Here is a 21,035-nt window from a genome sequence, read left to right on the forward strand (position 1 = left end):
TCGCGATGACCGCCCTCGACCAACTCGCCCGTACCGACATCGCGTTCCTGAACTGGCGCGACCCCGCCCATCCCGACGCCGGCGGGGCCGAGGCGTACTGCTGGGAGATCGCCCGGCGGTTCTCGGCGGCCGGAGCGCACCTCACGCTCGTCTCGGCCCGCTGCCCCGGCGCCCCGGCCCGCGAGTACCGCGACGGCATCCGGATCGTGCGCGCCGGCGGCACGTTCGGCGTGTACGCGGCGGCAGCCCGGCACCTGCTGGCGAACCGGCACGCGTACGACGCGGTGGTCGACTTCCAGAACGGGATCCCGTTCTTCTCACCGCTGTTCACCCCGCGCTGGACCGCCGACATCTGCGTCATCCACCACATCCACCAGGAGCAGTTCGACGTCCGCTTCGACTGGCCGCTCAACGCGGTCGGCAGGTTCCTGGAGAAGCAGGTGAGCCGGCGGGTGTACCGGGGGCGGCCGATGGTGGTCGTCTCGCCGTCGACGCGGGAAGGGGCCCGGCGCGAGCTCGGCTTCGGCAACCCCATCCACATCGTGCCCAACGGCAGCCCGCACGCCGTGTCCGAGGCCCCCGACGGGCCGCGCAGCGCGACCCCCGCGATCACGGTCGTCAGCCGGCTGATGCCGCAGAAGCGGGTGGACCTGCTGGTCCGGGCCGTGCCCGCACTGCTGCGGAAGGTGCCGGACCTCCGGGTCGACATCTGCGGCGACGGACCCGAACGGGAGCGGCTCGGGGCGCTCGCCGAGGAACTCGGCGTCGGCTCCGCCGTCGTCCTGCACGGGCACGTCTCGGAGGAACGCAAGAGCGAACTCTTCCGCCACGCGTGGCTCACGGTCGTGCCGTCCGTCGCCGAGGGCTGGGGCCTCACCGTGATCGAGGCGAACGCGGGGGGCACGCCCGCCCTCGCCTACGACGTGCCCGGGCTGCGCGACGCGATCAAGCCCGGCGTCAACGGCTGGCTGCTGCCGTCCTCGGCCGATCTCGCCGACGGGGTCGCGGCGGCCCTGGACGAGCTGGCGCGGCCGGAGGCCCGTACGTCCATGGCCACCCGCTGCCGCTCCTGGGCCGCCGCGTTCTCCTGGGACGCGAGCGCCGAACGGCTCGCGCGGGTGGTGCTCGAAGACCTCCAGCGGATCCACCGGCACCGGCGCTCGCGGCGCACGGCGAGCGACCTGGCGGTCGTCACGCGCTTCACCGCGCGGGACGCCGAGGCGACGGAGCGGGCGCTGCGGCGCACGCTGCGCGGAACGGACGTGTGGAGCCGCGACGGAGACGGCTTCCGGCTGATCCTGCACGGCTGCGACGAGGTGCGGGCGCTGGAGGCCCTGAGGAGGCTCGACGTGCGCGAGGCGACCGTCACGCTCGCCGGCGGCCGGGACGTGCTCGTCGGCACGGCGAGCCCTCCCCGGGGGAACACCGCGACCGGTCCCGGAGGCGTCACGCCATGACGACCACAGGACCCGACACCGCCTCCCGCACGGCCTACCCCCATACGGTCGAGGCCCGCGCGGCCGAGGTCGACCCTGCCGAAGTCCCCGGCGGGGCCGACGTGGCGGCGAGGCCTGAAGTCCCGGCCTCGGCCGACATCGCAGTCGGGCCCGAAGTCCCGGCCCCGGACGAGGTCACGGCGGTGCACGGGGCGCGGTGGATCGCCACCGCCGCCGTCACGGTCGGCGTGGTCAACTACGTGTACGCGCTCGCGCTCACGCGGCTGCTCGACGTCGGCGCGTACGCCACGTTCGCCGCCGGGCAGGGGCTGATCGTGTGCACGGCGGCCATCGCCGTGGTCACCGTCCCGTGGATGCTGGCGCAGGCACTGGCCCGGGCCCGATCGGACGCCGAGCGCGGGGAGGCGATCCGCTTCGCCGTGGTGACGGCCGTCGCGGGCGGTGTCCTGGCCGCGGCCGTCGTGGGCGCGGTGGCCACCGAGTTCGCCGGGCTCGGCACCACGCTGGTGATCGGGGCCAGCACCCTGCTCATCTACGTGACCCGGATCTGCGTCGGCTGGCTGCAGGGCACCGAGCGGCTGCGGACCCTGGCGTCGCTGACCGTCGTCGAAGCCGTCCTGAAGCTCGGCATCGGTCTCTTCCTCGTGTCGGCGCTCGATCTGGGCGAGGCGGGCGCCCTGGCGGCGTTCGGCATCGCCGTGGCGCCGTTCACGCTCTTCCTTCCGCACCGCTACCGCAGTCCGGGCCGGCGGCCGTGGCTCGCGGCCACCGCCAACCGGGAGCTGTGGCGGCGCGCCGTCGGTGTCGCGTCCCTCCAGGGCGCCATCGCGCTGATGGCCGCGCTCGACGTCGTCCTGGTGGCGATGCTGCCCGCCGAGCGGGCCGACGCGGCGAGTTATCAGGCTTCCGTGATGCTGGGGCGGGTCCCCCTGTTCCTCGCCGGGGCCGTCTCCATCGCGTTCCTGCCGGCGCTCTCCCGGCGGCGGGCCGGGACGCCGCTCGCCACCCGCGCGATGGGCATGTACCTCACGGTGGCCCTGCCGCTGGCCGTGGTCGCGGCCACGGCGCCGGGCGCCGTACTCACCACCGTCTTCCCCGACGACTACACGAGGATGAGCACGCTGATGGCGTGCACGGCGGTCGCCGGTCTCGCGCTGGGCGCGCTGTCCCTCCTCGTGACCTTCTCGCAGGCGGTGAACGACTACGCGACACTGCGTCCGCTCCTCGCCGGCCTGGTCTGTTACGTGACCGGGCTGACGACCGGGTGGGTGGCCGGCGGTGTGCTGGGGATGGCGATCGGCGGGATGTGCGGGACGGTGGCCGCTCTGGGCGTCCTGCTCGTCCGCGAGGCGGTCCGCAGGAGGGCCGCCGGGCCGGCCGGCTCCCCGCGCACCGTTCCGCGCGCCGCCGTGCTCCGCGCCCTGCTGCCGCCCCTGCTCCTCGCCGGGGTGCTGGTGGCGCTCCGGCCCCATGCCATCGCCTGGTTGATCGCCGCCGTGCTCACCACGGCCGTGGCGCTCTGGCGCTTCTTCCGCCGGCGCGGCGAGCCCGTCGCCCACGAGCCGCCCGACACGGACCCGCCGGACACGGACCCTCCCGACGCGGACCCTCCCGACGCGGACCCGCCGGGCGGGAACGCCACAGGCCCGATCGACGGCGTTCCGGGTGCCAGCCACCCGGACGGGACCGTGCACGGGACCGGGCGGGGCGGTACGGAACCCGGTGTGCCGGACCGGGCTCCGTACCCGAAGCCGCCCCCGAAGCTGCACCCGAAGCCGTACCGCCGGGACGCCCGCCCGGTGCGGACCCCCGGCCCCGACGAGCGGGCGCTCCGGCTGCTCACCGACGCCGTCTGGCGGGACGACCCGCCGCTCGCGCCGGACGAGGAGCTGCGCGCCGCGCTGGCCACCGCCCGCCGCAACCGGGTCGAGGGCCGTCTCGCGCGGGCCTACCCCGGTCAACTGGCCGCGACCGCCGACGCGGTGAGCGACGCGACCCGGCTCTTCCGGCACAACCTCGTCGTCTCGACGGAGCGGCTCGGCGACGCCGGAGTGCCCACCCTGCTCGTCGACGACGACCCGGGCGGCGACCACGTGGACGGCGCCTTCGACCTGGTCGTCCCCGCGGACCGCTGGAAGGCCGCGCGGACGGCGCTCGACGGCTGGTACGCGCGACGCCCGGCGTACTGGCCGGAACGGTCCGCCACGGTGCTCCCGGAGCCGCCCGGCGGCCCCTGCGCCCATCTGCGCACCTCGGTGTCCTGGTTCGGCGTCCCTGTCATCGCCGCCGACCGGCTGTTCGCCCACGCCGTTCCCGACCGCGACGGCCGTGCCTGGTTCGTCCCCTGCCCGGCCGACCGGCTGAGGATCAGGCTGGCCCACGGAGTCTTCCGGAACCTCTCGCTCGACCTCTCCGAACTCCTCGCGCTGCGCGAGCTCCTGGCTCCCGAGGTGCTGGCCGAGGCCCGCACCCAGGCCGCCCGCGAGGGCTGGTTCGCCGGCGGCGGGCAGGCCCTGGCCCTCGCGATGGAGGCGATCGCGCGCCTCGACCGCGGCGCGCTCGTCCGGCTCCCCCTCCCGCTGCCGGTCACCACCTCGCTGCGCACCGGCGCCGGGCACGCCGGACACCTGCTGACCCGCGGGCGGGCGGGCGCGGCCGCCCGCGAGGTCGCCGTGCGCGTACCGCTCACCGTCACCGAGCGACTGCGGAGGCACCCCTCATGAACACGGCGAGGCCCCTCCTGGTCGCGGTCTCAGGACCCGCGGGCGCGAGCACGTCCGCGCTGGTCCCGCGGCTCGCCGGGCTGCTGCGGGAGCGCGGCTTCGCGGTGACGACCCTCGACGACCACGGCTGCTTCCTCTGCCGTGGGTCCGCGCGCCGGGGCCCCCGGGCGCGCCGTGCCCACGCCCTGGTCCACGCGGGCGAACTGGCCGTACGGACGTCCGCCGCACGGCGTGCGCTGGCGGTACGAGCCCTGGGACGCCCCGCGGTCGTCCTGACGGACCGGGGGCCGCTGGACGGGCTTGTCGCCTTCGACGTGCCGCCGGGCGGCGGCGCCTCGGGCCCCTTCGTCCGGCTCGCCCGCCGCCACGATCTGACCCTGCTCATCGAGAGCACTCCGACCACGGCCCTTCGAGGGCCCGACCGGGAGGGGACGGCCCGCTCGCCGCTCATCGAGGAGGCGCGCTACCGCGCCTGGGCCGCGCGCCTGCCCCGCGTGGTCCGCCTCGACGGCGAGCGTGCCCCGTCCCGGATCGCGGCCGACGCCTCGGAACGCGTACTGGACACCGTACGGAGGCGGCGGCTGCCGGACGTCGGGGACGGGCCGCCCCCGACGGCGCGCGGGCGGGTCGTCGTCTCGATCTTCGACGACGCGGGCAACCCCGACTACCGGGGCGGCGGGGCCCTGGTGGTGGAGAAGGTCGCCCGCCGGCTCGCGGACGACTTCGACGTGACCGTGGTGACGGCCGGGAAGCACGGTGGCACCCGGTCGCGGGACGGGATCCGCTACGTCTACCTGCCGGTCCGCCGGGCCGGTCCGCGCGCCGGGCAGCTCGTCTTCCTGGCCCTGCTCCCGTTCCTGGCCCGCAGGCTGCCGCACGACGCGTGGCTGGAGAGCTTCACCCCGCCGTTCTCGACGAGCTTCCTGCCGCTGTTCACCCGCGCCCCGGTCGTCGGCGTCGACCAGGGCCGCAGCGCGGAGGCGCTGTGGCGCCGCTACCACATCCCGTTCTTCCTGGTGGAGCGGCTCGGGTTGCGCTGCTACCGGCACATCGTGGTGATGAACGAGGCCGACGCCTCCGCCGTCCGGCGGCTCAGCCCCCGGGCCGACGTACAGGTGATCGCCAACGGCGTCCAGCGGCGGCAGATCGACGACGCCCGGCTCGGCGGCGGGGACCACATCCTGTTCCTCGGGCGGATCGACACCTGGGTCAAGGGGATCGACCTGCTCCTGGAGGCCTACCGGAGGGGCCGCCCCCCGCTGCCGCTCGTGCTCGCCGGCAGCGGCACACAGACCGAGGAACGCAGGCTGGCGGCGCTGCTCGCCGCGCACCCGGGCAGCGTCCGCTGGGTGGGGTTCGCCGGGGAGGAGCTCAAGCGCGACCTGCTGCGCGACAGCGCCTTCCTGGTCATGCCGTCGCGCCACGAGACCTTCGGCCTGGTGGCGCTGGAGGCCATGTCGTACGGGAAACCGGTCCTGCACTTCGATCTGCCCGCGCTGCGGTGGATGAGCGACGGCGGCGATGTCGCCGTCCCGCCGTTCGACGTGGCCGCGCTGGGCGACCGGATGCGGATGCTGGCCTCCGACGAGGCGGCGCGCCGCGCGCTCGGCCGGCGCGCGGGGCACGCGGCCCAGCGCTACACCTGGGAGGAGATGACGGGCCGGTATCTGGCCCTGACGCGCCGTCTGATCGACACTCCGGCCGCCGGGCGGCGGCCGCGGAAGGACAGGAGGGGTGCGCCATGGCCGACCAGCCACTGACCTCCCGGACTCCCACGACTCCCCGGACGGCGACCGCCGAGGCGATGGCGGCCGAGATCGACGCCGGACAGCCGCTGATCGCGTTGTCGCCGCACCTCGACGACGCGGTGCTGTCGTGCGGCGCGCTGCTGCTGCACGCGCGCGTGCGGGCCCCGGTCACGGTCGTGTCGTTCTTCACGGAGGCCGCGCCGCCGCCGTACACCCTGTCCGGCCGGCAGTACCTGCGGCAGACCGGGGCCACGGACGCCGAGGAGCTGTACGCGGCCCGGCGGGACGAGGACCGGGCCGTCATGGCGGAGCTGGGCGTCGCGTGGAGTCACCTCGGCCTGGTGGACGGTCTTTTCCGGCGCAGGAGCGGCCGGTCGCCGCACACGGGCGGCCTGGCGGGGAGGCTGCCGGAGATCGACCACGTCTATCCCACGTACCGGCTCCATCTGTCGCGCGGCCGGGTCTCCCGCCACGACGCGAAGACCCTGAACGCGGCCACCAAGGTGATCGCCGCGCTACTGCCCCCCGGCCGGGGCCTGGTCCTCGCGCCGCTGGGCGTCGGCGGCCACGCCGACCATGTCCTGGTCCGTACGGCGGCGGAGCGCAGCGGGCAACGGGTGGCGTACTACAGCGACTTCCCGTACAACCAGCGGCACCGGCCCGATCCCGCCTTCACCGCGCGCCACGACTTCGTCGCGTGCGCCTGGGAGGACGGCCTGGCCGAGAAGCAGGAGCTGATCCGGGGCTACCGCACCCAGGCGGACGCCCTGTTCCCGCAGGGAGCCATCCCGCTCGCGCCCGAGGTCTACCTGCTGACCGAGGACGTGCGCGCCGCGCCGGCGCACCGGACGGGAGGCGGATCATGACGCTCTCCCGTACGACCGGACCGCCGGTCCCCCCAGTCCCTCCCATGCCGACGGTCCCGCCCATGCCGCCGTTCCCGCCGATGCCGATGGTCCCGCCGATGCCGCCGGGGCCGCCTCCCGCTCCCGCTCGCACCGGGCGGCGGCCGGAGAAGCCCCGCCGCGTCGGGGGGTGGACCGTGCCCACGCTCGCCCTGGCGGCCCTGGCCGCGGTGGTCACCTCGACCCTCCGGCTCGTGGCCGTCGACCGCTCGGGTGACGTGTTCGTGGACGAGTTGATCTACACGGAGCTGGGCAGGAGCGCGGGAGCGGGCGGCTTTCCCCGTACCGAGGAAGGGCTGTTCTTCCTGCATCCGCCGGGGTTCTTCTACCTCCAGGCGGGCTGGTCGCGGCTGTTCGGCACGGACGGCGGCGACGTCCTCACACAGGTGCACGACGTCCGGGTGCTCAACGCGCTGCTCGCCGGTGTGACGGCCGCGCTGCTCGTCCTCCTCGTCGCCCGGGTCAGGTCGCGTGCGGCCGGGCTGATCGCCGGTCTCGTCTTCGCCGTGGACCAGTTCTGCGTCCGGCAGAACGACCGGGCGCTGCTGGAGACCGAGACGATGGTCTGGGTCCTCGCCGGATACCTGGTCCTGATCCCGCTCGCCCGCGACAAACCACCGCGCCGGCCGCGCGCGCGGGCGGTCGCCGCCGGGCTCCTCTTCGGGCTCGCGATCCTGACGAAGGACCACTCGGCGCTGATCACCGTCCTGCCGCTGCTTGCCGCGTTCGCCCTGAACTGGGGGCCGCCGCGCCGGTTCACGGCCCTCACCCTCGCCACGGCCGTGGTGCCCTACACCGTGTACCTGACTCTGGTCAGGGCCTTCGGTCACTTCGACGACTTCTGGTACGCGAAGACGACCGGCCTGCAGCGGCTGCTCGGCATCGTGCAGGAGACCGGCTTCAACGCCCCCGGTTCGCCCTCCCTGATGGGGCGGCTGACCGCCCAGCTCCCGGAGTACGCGCCGACGTACGCGATGCTCCTGCTCACCCCCCTGGCGCTCTACCTGCTGCTGCGGCGCAAGGACGGCGTCCACCGGATGCTCGCCCTCTTCCACGCCTCGGCGATCCTCACCCTGCTGTACGCCTTCGCGCTGGGGACGCTGGAGGAGCAGGCGCTCTACCTGCTGTTCGTGCCGAACCTGGTGGCCCTCGCGGTCACCCTGCCGCTGCCGGCCCGGCGCGCCGTGACCCGGCGCGCGGCCGTCGCGGCCGGCCTCTCCGCCGCGTTCCTGGCCTGCGCGATCCTCGGTCCCGCCGCCGTGTACGCGAAGGACCGCGGCCGGGCGGACGACGGGTTCGTACAGCTACGGGCCTATGTGACCCAGCACTTGCCGCGCGGCACCACCATCGCCACCGTCGACGGCGGCACCAGCCGAGGCGTCTCCCACTACGCCCTCAACGACCTGTACCGGCTCGACCATTGGGTGTCGGAGGAGGAGCGGGCCTACGAGCGCGTCGAGTACCTGATCGTCCCCTGGAAGGTGATCGAGCAGGGGTACGGCAACACGAGCATGGCCGAGGTCGAGCGACTCACCGAGCGGGGGCAGCTGCTGTTCTCCTTCGAGGGCGAGATGTACGGGGAGCTGGCCCTCTACCGGATCCCGCTGCCGGACGGGGCCCGCCCGGCGCCCGAGGGGATCGGGCGATGACGGTGAGCGCGCGCCCGCCGCGTGTCCTGCTCCTGACCAGCAGCCCGCTGGACGGCGCGGACGGATCGGACGTGGCCCTCGCGCGGGACGTCCTCGGGGCGCTGCCCGACATCGAGTTCCTCTGGTTCTCCCAGTGGCCCGGGCGGCGCGGCCGCCCGCTGCCGCCCGTCGGCCGGGCGATCGCCCTGTGGTCCGGGGACGGCGCCCCGCACGCGCCGGTCCGGTTGCAGGCGGCGCTCGCCGGGGCCGTCGCGGCGCGCCGCGCCGATCTCGTGCACGCGTTCCTGACGATCGGGCGGGCGTTTCCGGCGTTCTCCTGGTTGCGCCCCCTGATGCTGGGGGCGCGGCCCGTCGTGCACAGCGTGCCCGGGGTGATGGACTCCCGGCTGCTGGCCAGGACCCGGCCGCTGGGGACGACGGTGGCGCTGACGGAGTCGATGGCCCGGCGGCTGCGCGCGGCGGACTTCGGTGACGTACGGGTGATCCCGCCGATGGTCCCGCTGGGGCGGTGGCCGTGCCTGCCGCGCCCCGAGGGGGTGCCGGTGGTCCTCTTCGTCGGTCACCACGATCCGCACGGCGGTGCCGCGATCGCCGTGGAGGCGGCGGCGGAGGCGGCACGGGCCGGGGCCCGGTTCCGTCTCGTCCTCGCCATGCGCGGGCGGCCCGGGCAGAACACGGCCGCACTGGGAGACGAACTGCGGGAGCTGTCAGGGGCGGTGGGGCTGACCGACTTCGAGGTGCGGGGCTATGTCGAGAACATGCACGCCCTGCTGGCCTCTGCGCACGTGCTGCTCTTCCCGCCGCCGGTGATCGGCGGCAAGGCGGACATCCCGTTCACGGTCCTGCAGGCGCTGGCCACCGGGCGTCCCGCGATCCTCAGCGACCTGCCGCAGTTCGCCGACCTGGGGGACGCGGTGCTGCGCGCGCCGGCCGGTGACGCCCGCAGGACCGGCCAGCAGTTGCTCTGGCTGCTCGAACAGCCCCGGGTCTGGGACATGCTCGCGGAACGGGGCCGGGCGATCGTGGAGGAGTCCTTCGGCCCCGAGCGGTTCGCGGCCCAGTACGCGGCCCTGTACCGGGAGTTGCTGGCATGAGGCCGCGGAGGCGCCTCCGCGCGGTCCTCGGCCTGCTCGCCGTCCTGGTCCTGGTCCTGACGACGGTCGGGGTCCTGCGCCACGACGGCGCGGCCGGGGAGAAGACGGACGCGTACTGGTTCGGCACCCTGCAGACCCACGAGGACGAGGCGCGCCACGAGTACGAACACGGCATCAGGGTCGCGCACCTGGAGATCGACTGGGACCGGTTCGAACCGCGGCGGGACACGTACGACGACGCGTACGCGGAGGGGGTCAAGGACCGGATCCGCGCGTTCCGTGACGCGGGGCTGCGGATCGAGGCCGGGCTCGGCCTCAACCATCCGCCGGCCTGGCTCGCGGAGACCTATCCATGGGCGGTGTACGTCAACCAGTTCGGCGAGCGGTCGCCGAAGACCGCGAACCTCGTCTTCAGCAAGGTCGTCCGCGACGAGGCCGAGCAGTACGTGAAGGAGGTGAAGGAGCGGATCGGCCTGGAGGACTTCTGGGCGCTGCGGATCGGGGTCAACGAGTCCGGCGAGTTCGGCTATCCCTCCCCCGTCTCCGCCGACCGCGCCGAGGGCGAGTTCTGGGCGTACGACGACAACGCCCAGTCCACGGCTCCCGACACCGACCGTCCGGCCACGGTCCCGCAGAACCCGTTCCCCGGGTGGCGGCCCGGGGACAGCACGTACCGGGGCGAGCCGTTCACCGAGCGGCAGGTGGGGCTCTGGTACCACTGGTACCTCACCTCCCTGGCCGACGCCGTCAACTGGCAGATCGGGCTGTACACCGCCCTCCGCCACGACGGTCCGCTGAAGGTGCTGATCCCCGGGGCAGGTCACCTCCCCGCCGACCAGCGGGCGGCGATCGCCGCCCACCTGGGCCCGACGGAATCGGGGCGGCTCGTCGGGCGCGGGGTCGCGTTCTTCGAGACGATCGGGATGATCCACCGGCAGGACGACGTGGTCCTGGTGTCGACCGCTCTGGTCGACGGGACGGGCACGCCACGGGACAACGCCTGCGCGCCCTCCGACGCCTCCGTGGACATCGACGCGCCGGACGAACTGACCGTACGGGCCTGGTCGTCCACCCGCTGGGTGGTGGCGGTGGCGCGCGCCGAGGGCTTCACCCGGCTCGCCGGGGAGAGCGCGGGGCCCCAGGTGGCGGCGTACCACCCCGGGGTGATGGAGACGGCCGCGCGGCAGATGACGTCCTGCGGCCTGGAGGGGCTGATGTGGGCCTTCGACCGGAACCTGTACGACGGGACGCCCGGCTCGTCGTTGGAGGAGTACGCGGCGATGATCCGCCGTCATGTGTGAGGCTCGGGTGCGAGGCTCCGGTATGAGGCTCAGGTGTGAGGTCCGGCCCGGCGGGCGGTCAGCAGCAGGACTCCGGTGTCGCCGTACTCGGGCAGGGTGGGGTCCTTCGCGACCCGGGTGATCCGCAGCTCCTCGGTGAGGGGCTCGAAGACGGACCGGAGCGCGCCCTCGTCCACCGGGCAGGCGGGCCAGCGGGGTCCGCTGCCGATCCGGTAGCTCGGCATGCGTTCCATGAAGGCGGCGACGAGGTGGCCGCCGGGCCGTACCGAGCCGACGAAGACCCCGCACAGGGCGGCGACCTCCACGAAGTCCTCGGTGACGCTCTCGGCGACGAAGTTCATCGAGGCCAGGTCGTAGCTGCCGGGCATGAGGTCGTCGGCGTCACCGGGCACGATCCGCACCCGCGCGAGCGCCTCGGCGGGTGTGGCGGGCAGTGCGGGGTCGAGGCTGCGGCAGAGCGTGTAGAAGGGCTGCCAGCTGTCGTCGGGGCCCCGCTCCAGCTGGCCGCGGAGGTAGCGGACGCCGGCCGTGCTGGGTTCGAGCGCGTCGATGCGGCGGCTCGCGGCGGCGGCCAGCATCAGCGGGTACAGGTTGGGTCCCGCGCCGAACTCCAGGGAGCGGGCGATGCTGCCGGGCGCGAACCGCTGGTAGAACGCCGAGTGGTGGTGGATGACGCCGATGTCGCAGGGGTGCAGCCGCCGGTAGTTCTCCGCCAGGTAGTCGGCGACGGGCCAGGCGTTCCAGTCCGCGTCGCGGTTGCGCCGGGGCGCCCGGATCCGCTCGGCCCGGTTCACCGGGGCTCCGGCGGCCGGCCGGCGGCGACGCCACCGGGGTGCGGGGCCTCGATCCGCTGCAGGCCGAAGCGGTGCGAGAGTTCGGTCAGCGCCGCGTTGAGCTGCTCGATCTCCTCGTCGGTGTTGGCCGCGGTGACCTGGATCCGGAAGCCCACCCGGTTGCGCGGGACGAGCGGATAGCTGGCCAGGGTGACGTAGATGCCCCGTTGCCACAGGAACGCGCCCACGGCTTCGAGGTCCTGGGCGTCGGCGAGCGGGATCTCGATGATCGGCAGCCCGTCGGTGTTGGGGGTGTCGATGTCCAGGGCGCGTACGTGGTCGAGGATCCGCGTGGTCTTGCGGTGGAGGTCGGCCCGGATCGCGTCGCCGCGCACGGCGTTGACGTCGAGCCCGGCGAGGGCGGTGGCGAGCGAGGCCGTCGGGGAGGGACCCGAGTAGAGGTAGGGGGCGGCCGCGACCTTGAGGTGGTCCTTCAGCGCCCTCGGCAGAGCGAGGAAGGCGAGCAGCGAGGAGTAGGCCTTGGAGAAGCCGCCGACCATCACCACGCCGTCGTAGCTCTCGCCGAGGTGGCGGACGATGCTGTTGCCGCGCGCGCCCCACGGGGAGGTCTCGCCGGGTTCCCGCTGGCCGATCACGCCGAAGCCGTGCGCGTCGTCGACGTACAGCAGGGCGCCGTTCTCCCGGCAGATCCGGGCGATCTCGCGCAGGTCGGGGAAGTTGCCGGTCATGCTGTTGACGCCGTCCATGCAGACCAGGCGGCTGACGTCGCCGGGGAGGGCCCGCAGCTGCACGTCCAGTTCCCAGGGGCTGTCGGCGTGGAAGCGCTGCACCGTGGCGCCCTGACCGCGCGCCACCACGCACGCGTCGTACACCGTGCGGTGGGCCTGGGCCTCGACGTAGACGCGTCCGGTGCCGGCGAGCAGCGGGACGACCGACTGGTGGATGAGGGTGATGGTCGGCAGCAGCAGGGTGTCGGGCGCGCCGAGCAGTTCGGTCAGCCGCTCCTCGATCAGGGGGTAGAGCCGGGGGCTGCCGATGAGCCGCGACCAGCTGGGGTGCGTTCCCCAGCTTCTGACCTGGGGGTCGATCGACGCCATGATCTCCGGGTCGAGGTCGAAGCCGAGGTAGTTGCAGGAGGCGAAGTCGACGAGCCACTGGTCGTCGACGCGGAGCTTGCGGCCATCGATCTCGTCGATGACGGCGTCGCACATCGGGCTGGTCCGCTTCAGGCGTTCCAGGTCGAGCCACCGGGGGTCGCGCCGCGCGGGGCCCCGGCCCTGGCGCCCGGCCACCGCCCGCGACGTCGCCGGCCGCGCAGGCGTGCCCCGCGTGGTGCCTGACGTGGTTACCGGCGTGGCGCGCTCCTTGGGCTGCGGGGCCGTCGGCCGTGCGGCGGCGGGCTGCCCGGCCTGCGCGGCGGCGGTGCCCGAGGACGAGCGGCGCAGGAACGACTCCGCCTGATGGGCGGTCATCGGCCGGGCGAACAGGAAGCCCTGTCCGTACTGGCAGCCCATGGCGGCGAGCAGTTCGCGCTGCTCCTCGTGCTCGATGCCCTCGGCGACGACGTCGAGCCCGAGGACCTCGGCGATGCGGACGATGCCCTCGACCAGCGCCACCTGCTGCCGGTCGGTGGTGATGTCGTCGATGAACGACTTGTCGACCTTGAGCACGTCGATGGGGAACTCGCGCAGATAGCTGAGTGAGGAGAATCCGGTGCCGAAGTCGTCGATGGCGAGGGAGACGCCCAGGTCGCGCAGGGCCCGCATGGTGGTGCGGATCTGCTCGTCCTTGCGCATCAGGACGGTCTCGGTGAGTTCCAGGACCAGGGAGCCCGGCGCGAGTCCGGAGGAGCTGAGGGTGCGGCGCACGTCGTCGAGGAGGCCCGGGTCGCGGAACTGCCGGGCCGACACGTTGACGTTGGCGCGCAGCGGCGCCTGCCGCCCCGGCCGGGCGCGCTGCCAGCGGGCGACCTCGAGCGCCGCGTGTTCCAGGACCCAGGCGCCGAGCGGCATGATGTGCCCGCTCTCCTCGGCCAGGGTGATGAACTGGTCGGGCGGGACCATGCCCCGGCGGGCGTGCGGCCAGCGGATCAGCGCCTCGAAGCCGGCGACGACCCCGCCGGCGACCTCCACGATCGGCTGGTAGCGCAGGGCGAAGGCATGGTCGGCGATGGCCGTGTCCATGCCCTCCTGGAGTTCGTGCCGGTCGACGAGCCGGGAGTGCAGTTCGGGCCGGAACCGCCGCCAGCGCTTCTTGCCCGCCGCCTTGGCCGCGTAGAGCGCGAGGTCGGCGTGGCCGAGGAGTTCCTCGGCGTGGGCGCTGTCGAGGACCGTGGCGACGCCGACGCTGGTCGAGACGGAGACGGCGCCGTCGGTGAGGTGGAAAGGCTGGCTGAGGGTGTGCACAATCTGGGCCGCGAGGGCCTCGGCGTCCCCGGGTTCCTTGGCCCCCTCGATCAGTACGGCGAACTCGTCCCCGCCGAGCCGGGCCGCCGTGTCGCTGAGCCGTAGGACGGAGGAGAGGCGGCGCGCGACGGCGACGAGGAGTTCGTCGCCGACGGAGTGCCCCATGGTGTCGTTGACGACCTTGAAGTCGTCGAGGTCGACGAAGAGCATGCAGGTCAGGGTGGATTCGCGGCGGCCGCGCAGCAGGGCACGCTCGATCCGTTCGAGCAGCAGGACGCGGTTGGGCAGCCCGGTGAGGGAGTCGTGGAACGCGCGGTGGGTCAGCTCGCGCTCCAGTTTCCGCTGCTCGGTGACGTCCCGCAGGGTGAGGACGAGACCGTGGACGGTCTGTTCGTTCCTGAGGTTGCTGCACCGGACCTCGACGTGCAGGTCGGTGGCCTCGCCGCGGCGCAGCTTCCAGTCGTCCCTGGCATCCCCGTCGCCGCGCGAGCGGACGCCCGCCAGGATCCGCAGCGCGCTCGTGGCGTCGCCGGGCGCGAGGAGTTCGGTGAGAGGGGTGCCGGGCAGCAGCGAGTGGCCGAACATGGACTCGGCCGAGGGGCTGGCGTACCGCACGGTGTCGTCGTCGTCGACGATCAGGATGACGTCGGAGGTGTTGTGCACGAGGGTGCGGAAGTACGCCTCGCTGGTACGGCGGTTGACCTCCTCGCTGAGCCCGAACCGCTCCAGGGCGAGCGCGGCCTGGGAGGCCAGGGACTGCGCGGGTCCGGCGATGGCGCGGAGCTTCTTCTCGGGGGCGGCGAGCAGCAGGACTCCCAGCAGGGACTCCCCGGCTGCGGGCTGCTGGAGCTCCAGCGGGGACAGCAGAGCGTGCGAGAGCAGGCCGAGGGCGTGCGCGACGGTGGGGTCGAGCTCGTCGGTGGCGACGACCCGGCCGCCCTGGGCGAGGAGTTCGGGCCAGCGGACGCCCTGGGGGCCGGTGAGTTCGGTGCCCCGGAAGTTCCAGGGCAGGTGCCCGGTGGGGACGGCGTACAGGAGCCGTCGCCGGTCGCGGGCCAGGAGCATCGTCTTGTGTGGGGTGCCGGGTCCGACGAGGGTCGCGGCGGCGACCTCGACGGCGCTGGCGACCTCGCGCGGGCTCAGTGAGGCGACCAGGGAGGCGGCGGCCACGCGCAGACTGCGCTCGCGGGCCTCGGCGTTGCGGTGCTCGGCCATCATGCCCCAGAGCCGGGTGAGGACGAGCAGGAACATGATCGCGGAGAAGACCGCGATGACGGCGATGTCCTGTTCGCGGTCCTCGCGCAGGGACTGGTAGAGCAGCAGGACGGGTGCGATGAGCGAGGCCGCGGCCAGCATCGCGAGGCGCCGCTCGGCGATGAGCGCCGGGGGCTGCGGCGCCCGCTCGGTCAGGCCGGTCATGGAGGGGTGCAGGGCCGCGAGGCCCCAGGCGGTGAAGAAGAGCACCCAGCCGATGTCCCAGCCGGTACCGACCTGCCAGGTTCCCCGCAGCTGGAGCGTTCCGTAGATGACGTCGGAGGCGAGGATGCCGCACGTGCCGACGGTGAGCAGCTGTACGGCACGGGACTTGAACCCGCCGGGGACCAGGAGGCGGGCGAGCATGGCGAGCATCAGGACGTCGCCGAGCGGATACGCGATCGAGATCGCCTTCTCGATCCACGTCATGTCCGGCGACTTGGCGAGCGGGGTGATCAGGTACACCCAGGAGAGCAGGGCGAGTCCGGAGGTGAGGATGAGGGCGTCGAGCGCCACGGCGAGGTCGCGCGAGGCGGCGCGGTAGCGGATGAACCCGAAGAGCCCGATGGCGAACAGCGGGTACGTCGCCAGATAGAGCGCGTCGGCCACCGAGGGAAAGGGGTTGGTCTGGTCGAACAGGCTCTCAAGCAGGTTGTACGCCGTATCGCCCGCGACGAAGGTGAAGTTGGCCCCCGCGAGCACGAGCCAGGGCCAGCGTCTGGCCGGCCGGTGGAGGTGCACGCCCGTGAGGATCGCGGCGACCCCGCTGAGCCCGATCAGCGCCCACAGCAGGGTGTGCCATTCGGGATACGCGAGATAGGCGGCCGTGAGCCCCGTCACGACCACCACATAGACCAGGGTCCAGCTCTTCAGCGTTCCGGGCCGGTAGGGCACCCGGTTCTGCTGTCGCAGCGGCATCGTCGACCGCCCCCTTGCCAGGTTGGCGCCCGGTGCCGGAACGGAACGGACCCTGTCTCCCCATTCTCCGCACATCGCACCACTGGTGCACCTTTCGCCACGTCGGCGCAGGTCAAGGCCTTACGACATGCGCCGCACACCCGCTCGGCGTAACGTCGCGGAAGGATCTCGGGTACCCCGACCGGCCACGGGAGGTCGTGTGCGCGACTCCAGGAACGGTGACGCCAGGGGCCCCTCCCCCGGCGACGAGGACGACGCGACGCCGTCCTCCTCTCGCGGTCGGCGCGTACGGCTCGCGGTGATCGCGGCCGGAGTGGCCCTCCTGGCCGCCGGCGGACTGTACGCGGCGGGTCTGATCGCCACCGGGGACGAGATATCCGAGGGCACCCGGGTGGACGGGGTGGACATCGGCGGCATGAGCCGCGAGGAGGCCCGCGCCAAGCTGACATCGTCGGCACCGGCGTCCTGGACCGCGCCGATACCGGTGCGGATCGGCGGGAGCACCGGCACCGTCGATCCCGCCGCGGCCGGGCTGAGGGTCGACGTGGCGAAGACCGTCGACAAGGCGGCCGACCCGGCGCGCGATCCGGTCACCGTGATCGGGCGGCTCTTCTCCTCCGACGAGCGGGACGTCGAACCCGTCGTCGCCTTCGACGAGACCGAGGCCCGGGCGGCGATGGTCGAGACGGCCCGCACCTACGACCGTACGACCGTGGACGGCGCCGTCTCCTTCAAGAACGGCCAGGCGGTCACCGTGCAGGCCAGGGACGGCCAGAAGATGGACGTAGACGGCTCGGTGGACACCCTGCGCGCCAACTACCCCGAGCCCGAGAGCGAGAACCCGCTGACGCTGCCGACCGCCGTGTCCCCGCCGAAGGTCGGCGAGGCCGAGACGGCCGGCTTCCTCAACACCTTCGGTACGCCCGCGATGTCGGGGCCGGTCACCCTCACCGTGGACGGCGAGAGCGTGCGGATCACGCCGACCACACTCGGCGCCCATCTGAGCGTGAAGGCGGACGACCAGGGCCGGCTCGTCCCCACGCTCGACGAGAAGGGCCTGCTCCGCGACCCGGCGGTGGCCCGCCCGCTCGACGCGGTCGCGACCGGCCCGGTCGAGGCGCGCCTCGGCGTGGAGAACGGCCGGGTGGTGGTCCTCGCGGACGGCACGCCGGGCCACGAGGTGACCGCGAAGGCCCTCGGGGACGCGGTCATGCCCCTGCTGCCGAAGCGCGGTGACGCCGCGCGGACCGGGCCCGTGGCCACCGAGCTGATCCAGCCGGTGCTGACCCGGGAGTCGGTGGCGAAGATGGGCATCAAGGAGCAGATGTCGACGTTCACGGTCAACTTCCCGACCGCGCCCTACCGGACGATCAACATCGGCCGGGCGGTGGAGCTCATCAACGGCTCGCTGGTGAAGCCGGGCGAGGTCTGGAGCTTCAACCGGACCGTCGGCGAACGCACCAAGGCCAACGGCTTCGTCGACGGCACGATGATCCTGGACGGCCAGTACCACTCGGCGCCGGGCGGCGGGGTGTCCGCCGTCGCGACCACGGTCTTCAACGCCATCTTCTTCGCCGGGGTGAAGCCGGTGGAGTACGGCGCGCACTCCTTCTACATCGAGCGGTACCCGCCGGGCCGGGAGGCCACGGTGGCCTGGGGCACGCTCGATCTGAAGTTCCGCAACAACTCGGACGCCTGGATCTACATCAAGGCGACCGCGACGGACTCCTCGGTGACGATCAGCTTCCTCGGCACGAAGAAGTACGACGCGGTGGAGGCGGTGGAAGGGCCCCGCACCAACCTCACGGAGCCCGCCGAGCGGACCGGCACCGGCCCGAAGTGCGAGCCGCAGCCCCCGCTGGAGGGCTTCGACATCACCGTGGACCGGGTCTTCCGCGACGGCGGGGCGGAGGTCGGCCGGGAGACCTTCCGTACGCACTACACCCCGCGCGACCGCGTCACGTGCGAACCAGCGGAGCCTCCGCCGCCAGCACCTGAAGAAGGTGAGTGACCGCCTCGGCGACTGCTGTACGCGCCGGGCCGAGGTAGCGGCGCGGGTCGACGGTCGAGGCGTTCTCCCCCAGGTGGGTCCGGACGGCGCCGGTGAACGCCTTGTTGAGATGGGTGGCGACGTTCACCTTCGTCATCCCGGCGTGCACGGCCCGGCCGAGGTCCTCGTCCGGGACGCCCGAGGAGCCGTGCAGCACCAGGGGGACGCCCACGGCCTCGCGGAGCAGGGCGATGAGCGCGAGGTCGAGGACGGCGTCCCGGGTGAGCATCGCGTGGGAGCTGCCGACGGCCACGGCGAGCGCGTCGACGCCGGTGGCCTCCACGAACGCGCGCGCCTCGGCCGGGTCGGTGCGCACGCCGGGCGCGTGGGCGCCGTCCTTGCCGCCCACCTCGCCGAGTTCGGCCTCCAGCCAGACGTCGTGGCGGTGGCAGTGCTCCGTCATCGCGCGGGTGGCGGCGACGTTCTCCTCGTACGGGAGGGTCGAGGCGTCGAACATGACGGACGGGAAGCCCAGGGCGACCGCCTCGTGGACGAGTTCGGGCGACTCGGCGTGGTCGAGGTGGACGGCGACCGGGACGGCGGCGCGGCGGGCGATGGCGAGGGCGGCGAGTCCGATGGGCTCCAGGGAGCCGTGGTAGCGGACGGTGTTCTCGCTGATCTGGAGGATGACGGGCAGCCCCGCGGCCTCGGCGCCGGCGACGATGGCCTGCGCGTGCTCGATCTGGATGACGTTGAACGCCCCCGCGCCCGCCTTGCGTTCGCGGGCGCCGAGGACGATCTCGCCGGTGGGGGTGAGGGGCATCAGCTCTCCTCCGTCCCTGCGGGGGCGAGCACGACGGACCGGGTGAGGTTCCGGGGCCGGTCGGGGTCCTGGCCCTGGGCCTCGGCGAGCAGGACGGCGAGCCGCTGGACGCGGATCAGGTCGGCCATCGGGTCGAGTTCGGCGTCGGTGTCGCCGGAGTCGGCGACGAGGGTGCCGCCGACCCGGGCGACGTCGTCGGCGAGGCCGGCGGGGACGGGGCCGAAGGACCAGGCGACGCGGCCGGGCGCGGTGATGCTGATGGGGCCGTGGCGGTACTCCATGGCGGGGTAGCCCTCGGTCCAGGCGCCCGCCGCCTCGCGCATCTTCAGGCCGGCTTCGAGGGCGAGCCCGTAGGTCCAGCCGGTGCCGAGGAAGGTGTACTGCTCCGCACCGGTGACCGCGGCGCCGAGGGGTTCGGCGACGGCGCGCTCGGCGTCCTTCGCGGCCCGCTCGACGGTCCGCACCCCGGCCGGGAGGGCGTCCTCGGCCTCCAGGTGGGCGCGGAGCAGGGCGAGGGCGGTGGTGGCGAAGCGGGTCTGCACCACCGACTCCTCGTCGGCGAAGTCGAGGACGGCGACGGCGTCGGCGGCCGTCATGACCGGGGTCGCGGGGTCGGCGGTGAGGGCGCCGGTGGCGACGGTCCCCTGGACGCGGCGGAGCAGGTCGAGGACCTCGGTCGTGGTGCCGGAGCGGGTGATCGCGAGGACCCGGTCGTAGCGGCGGCCGAACGGGAACTCGGAGGCGGCGAAGGCATCGGTCTCGCCGTGACCCCCGGCCTCCCGGAGCTGGGCGTAGGCCTGGGCGATGAACCAGGAGGTGCCGCAGCCGACGACGGCGACACGCTCGCCGCGCACCGGGAGCGCCGCGCGGTGCTGGGGCAGGGTCTCGGCGGCCCGGCGCCAGGTGGCCGGTTGGGAGGCGATTTCGGCGGCGGTGCGGGAGGGTCCCGGGATGGGCACGTGCGGCTCCTTCACAGACACAGGATGCTCAGTCTTGCTCGTAACAGATTATTTTCGAGCATCTTCGAGCAACAGCTACGGTGCGTAGTATCCATCAGCCGGGGCGTACGGTCCAGGGCCCACGGCGCCCGCGCGGCGCTAAGATCGCGATCATGTCGAAGCACGAGCGGTGGAACACGCTCCTCGAACTGCTCGCCGCGACCGGCCGGCTGGAGGTCGAGGAGGCCGCCGGCACGCTCGACGTCTCCCCCGCCACGATCCGCCGGGACCTGGACGAACTCGCCGAGCAGCGCCTGCTGGTCCGCACCCGCGGCGGGGCCGTCCCGCACGGCGTCTCCTACGAGCTGCCGCTGCGCTACAAGTCCTCCCGGCACGCCTCGGAGAAGCAGCGCATCGCCGCGGCCGTCGCCGAACTCGTCCACGAGGGCGAGGTGGTGGGCCTCAACGGCGGGACGACCACGACCGAGGTGGCCCGCGCGCTCGCCCTGCGCTTCGGCGGAGGCATGGCCGAGTCCCCCGGCGCGCCGTCCGCGCCCGCGCTGACCGTGGTGACCAACGCGCTCAACATCGCCGGCGAGCTGGCCGTACGCCCGCAGATCAAGATCGTCGTGTCGGGCGGGGTGGCCCGGCAGACGTACGAACTGGTCGGACCGCTCGCCGCCGGGGTCCTCAACGAGGTCGTCCTCGACGTCGTCGTCCTCGGCGTCGACGGCATCGACCCCGACCTCGGGATCATGGCGCACCACGAGGACGAGGCCGGGATCAGCCGGCTGTTCGCCGAGCGGGCGAGCCGGGTCGTCGTGGTCACCGACTCCTCGAAGATGGGGCGGCGCGCCTTCGCCCGGATCTGCGACCTCGACCGCGTCGACGTCCTGGTCACCGACGCGGCGATGCCCGCGGAGGCGGTGCGTCGGCTGACCGACGCGGGCGTCGAGGTCGTCACGGTCTGACCCCGCCGCACGGGAGATCCCCGCCGCGGGGACATGAAGAAGGCCCCGCGCCCGGCAGTGCGGGC

The 21,035-nt window shown here is 73.6% G+C and carries 13 protein-coding genes; 9 read left to right on the forward strand and 4 right to left on the reverse strand.

The genetic code is table 11. The annotated features are described in order from the left end of the window. The first annotated feature begins 5 nt into the window (after positions 1–5). From ACFWRO_RS16415 to ACFWRO_RS16445, 7 genes are all read left to right on the forward strand, one after another. Complete coding sequence (locus ACFWRO_RS16415; protein WP_384510309.1) at positions 6–1,457, forward strand: glycosyltransferase family 4 protein; 1,452 nt, start codon at positions 6–8, stop codon at positions 1,455–1,457. Next, the gene (locus ACFWRO_RS16420; RefSeq protein WP_384510311.1) at positions 1,454–4,180 is read left to right on the forward strand and encodes a hypothetical protein; all 2,727 of its coding nucleotides are present in this window, start codon (positions 1,454–1,456) and stop codon (positions 4,178–4,180) included. The genes ACFWRO_RS16415 and ACFWRO_RS16420 overlap by 4 nt, the downstream gene beginning before the upstream one ends. After that, a complete protein-coding gene (locus tag ACFWRO_RS16425; protein WP_384510314.1) occupies positions 4,177–5,940 on the forward strand; it encodes a glycosyltransferase family 4 protein in 1,764 nt (587 codons plus the stop codon). Before ACFWRO_RS16420 ends, ACFWRO_RS16425 begins: the two co-directional genes overlap by 4 nt. Further along, positions 5,922–6,794, forward strand: coding sequence for a PIG-L deacetylase family protein (locus ACFWRO_RS16430; RefSeq protein ID WP_384510317.1), 873 nt, complete (start codon positions 5,922–5,924; stop codon positions 6,792–6,794). The genes ACFWRO_RS16425 and ACFWRO_RS16430 overlap by 19 nt, the downstream gene beginning before the upstream one ends. A gap of 176 nt (positions 6,795–6,970) precedes the next feature. Next, the gene (locus ACFWRO_RS16435) at positions 6,971–8,482 is read left to right on the forward strand and encodes an ArnT family glycosyltransferase (RefSeq protein WP_384510320.1); all 1,512 of its coding nucleotides are present in this window, start codon (positions 6,971–6,973) and stop codon (positions 8,480–8,482) included. After that, entirely contained in the window at positions 8,479–9,576 is a 1,098-nt protein-coding gene (locus ACFWRO_RS16440; RefSeq protein WP_384510322.1) for a glycosyltransferase family 4 protein, read from the forward strand. The genes ACFWRO_RS16435 and ACFWRO_RS16440 overlap by 4 nt, the downstream gene beginning before the upstream one ends. Continuing rightward, a complete protein-coding gene (locus ACFWRO_RS16445) occupies positions 9,573–10,877 on the forward strand; it encodes a beta-galactosidase (protein ID WP_384510325.1) in 1,305 nt (434 codons plus the stop codon). The genes ACFWRO_RS16440 and ACFWRO_RS16445 overlap by 4 nt, the downstream gene beginning before the upstream one ends. A 29-nt stretch (positions 10,878–10,906) precedes the next feature. On the opposite strand, the gene ACFWRO_RS16450 is transcribed toward ACFWRO_RS16445, so the two are convergent. Further along, entirely contained in the window at positions 10,907–11,671 is a 765-nt protein-coding gene (locus ACFWRO_RS16450) for a class I SAM-dependent methyltransferase (protein ID WP_384510328.1), read from the reverse strand. Further along, positions 11,668–16,248, reverse strand: a complete 4,581-nt coding sequence (locus ACFWRO_RS16455) for an aminotransferase class I/II-fold pyridoxal phosphate-dependent enzyme (RefSeq protein WP_384510331.1) — start codon at positions 16,246–16,248, stop codon at positions 11,668–11,670. Before ACFWRO_RS16455 ends, ACFWRO_RS16450 begins: the two co-directional genes overlap by 4 nt. Positions 16,249–16,447: 199 nt before the next feature. On the opposite strand from ACFWRO_RS16455, the gene ACFWRO_RS16460 reads away from it, so the two are divergent. Next, positions 16,448–18,259 (forward strand): VanW family protein, encoded by a 1,812-nt coding sequence (locus ACFWRO_RS16460; protein WP_384510334.1) that lies wholly within the window; start codon positions 16,448–16,450, stop codon positions 18,257–18,259. Here ACFWRO_RS16460 and ACFWRO_RS16465 read toward each other — a convergent pair. Together ACFWRO_RS16465 and ACFWRO_RS16470 are read right to left on the reverse strand one after the other, a co-directional pair. Next, entirely contained in the window at positions 18,207–19,061 is an 855-nt protein-coding gene (locus tag ACFWRO_RS16465; RefSeq protein ID WP_384510336.1) for a ketose-bisphosphate aldolase, read from the reverse strand. The genes ACFWRO_RS16460 and ACFWRO_RS16465 overlap by 53 nt on opposite strands. Continuing rightward, positions 19,061–20,020 carry an SIS domain-containing protein gene (locus ACFWRO_RS16470; protein WP_384510339.1) on the reverse strand — a complete coding sequence of 320 codons (960 nt, stop codon included), beginning with the start codon at positions 20,018–20,020 and terminating at the stop codon, positions 19,061–19,063. Before ACFWRO_RS16470 ends, ACFWRO_RS16465 begins: the two co-directional genes overlap by 1 nt. 152 nt (positions 20,021–20,172) lie before the next feature. On the opposite strand from ACFWRO_RS16470, the gene ACFWRO_RS16475 reads away from it, so the two are divergent. Further along, on the forward strand, positions 20,173–20,970 hold the full coding sequence (locus tag ACFWRO_RS16475; protein ID WP_384510342.1) for a DeoR/GlpR family DNA-binding transcription regulator: 798 nt from the start codon (positions 20,173–20,175) through the stop codon (positions 20,968–20,970). The last annotated feature ends 65 nt before the right edge of the window (positions 20,971–21,035 follow it).

Origin of the sequence: Streptomyces sp. NPDC058579 (assembly GCF_042718575.1) — a bacterium.
GTDB lineage: Bacteria > Actinomycetota > Actinomycetes > Streptomycetales > Streptomycetaceae > Streptomyces.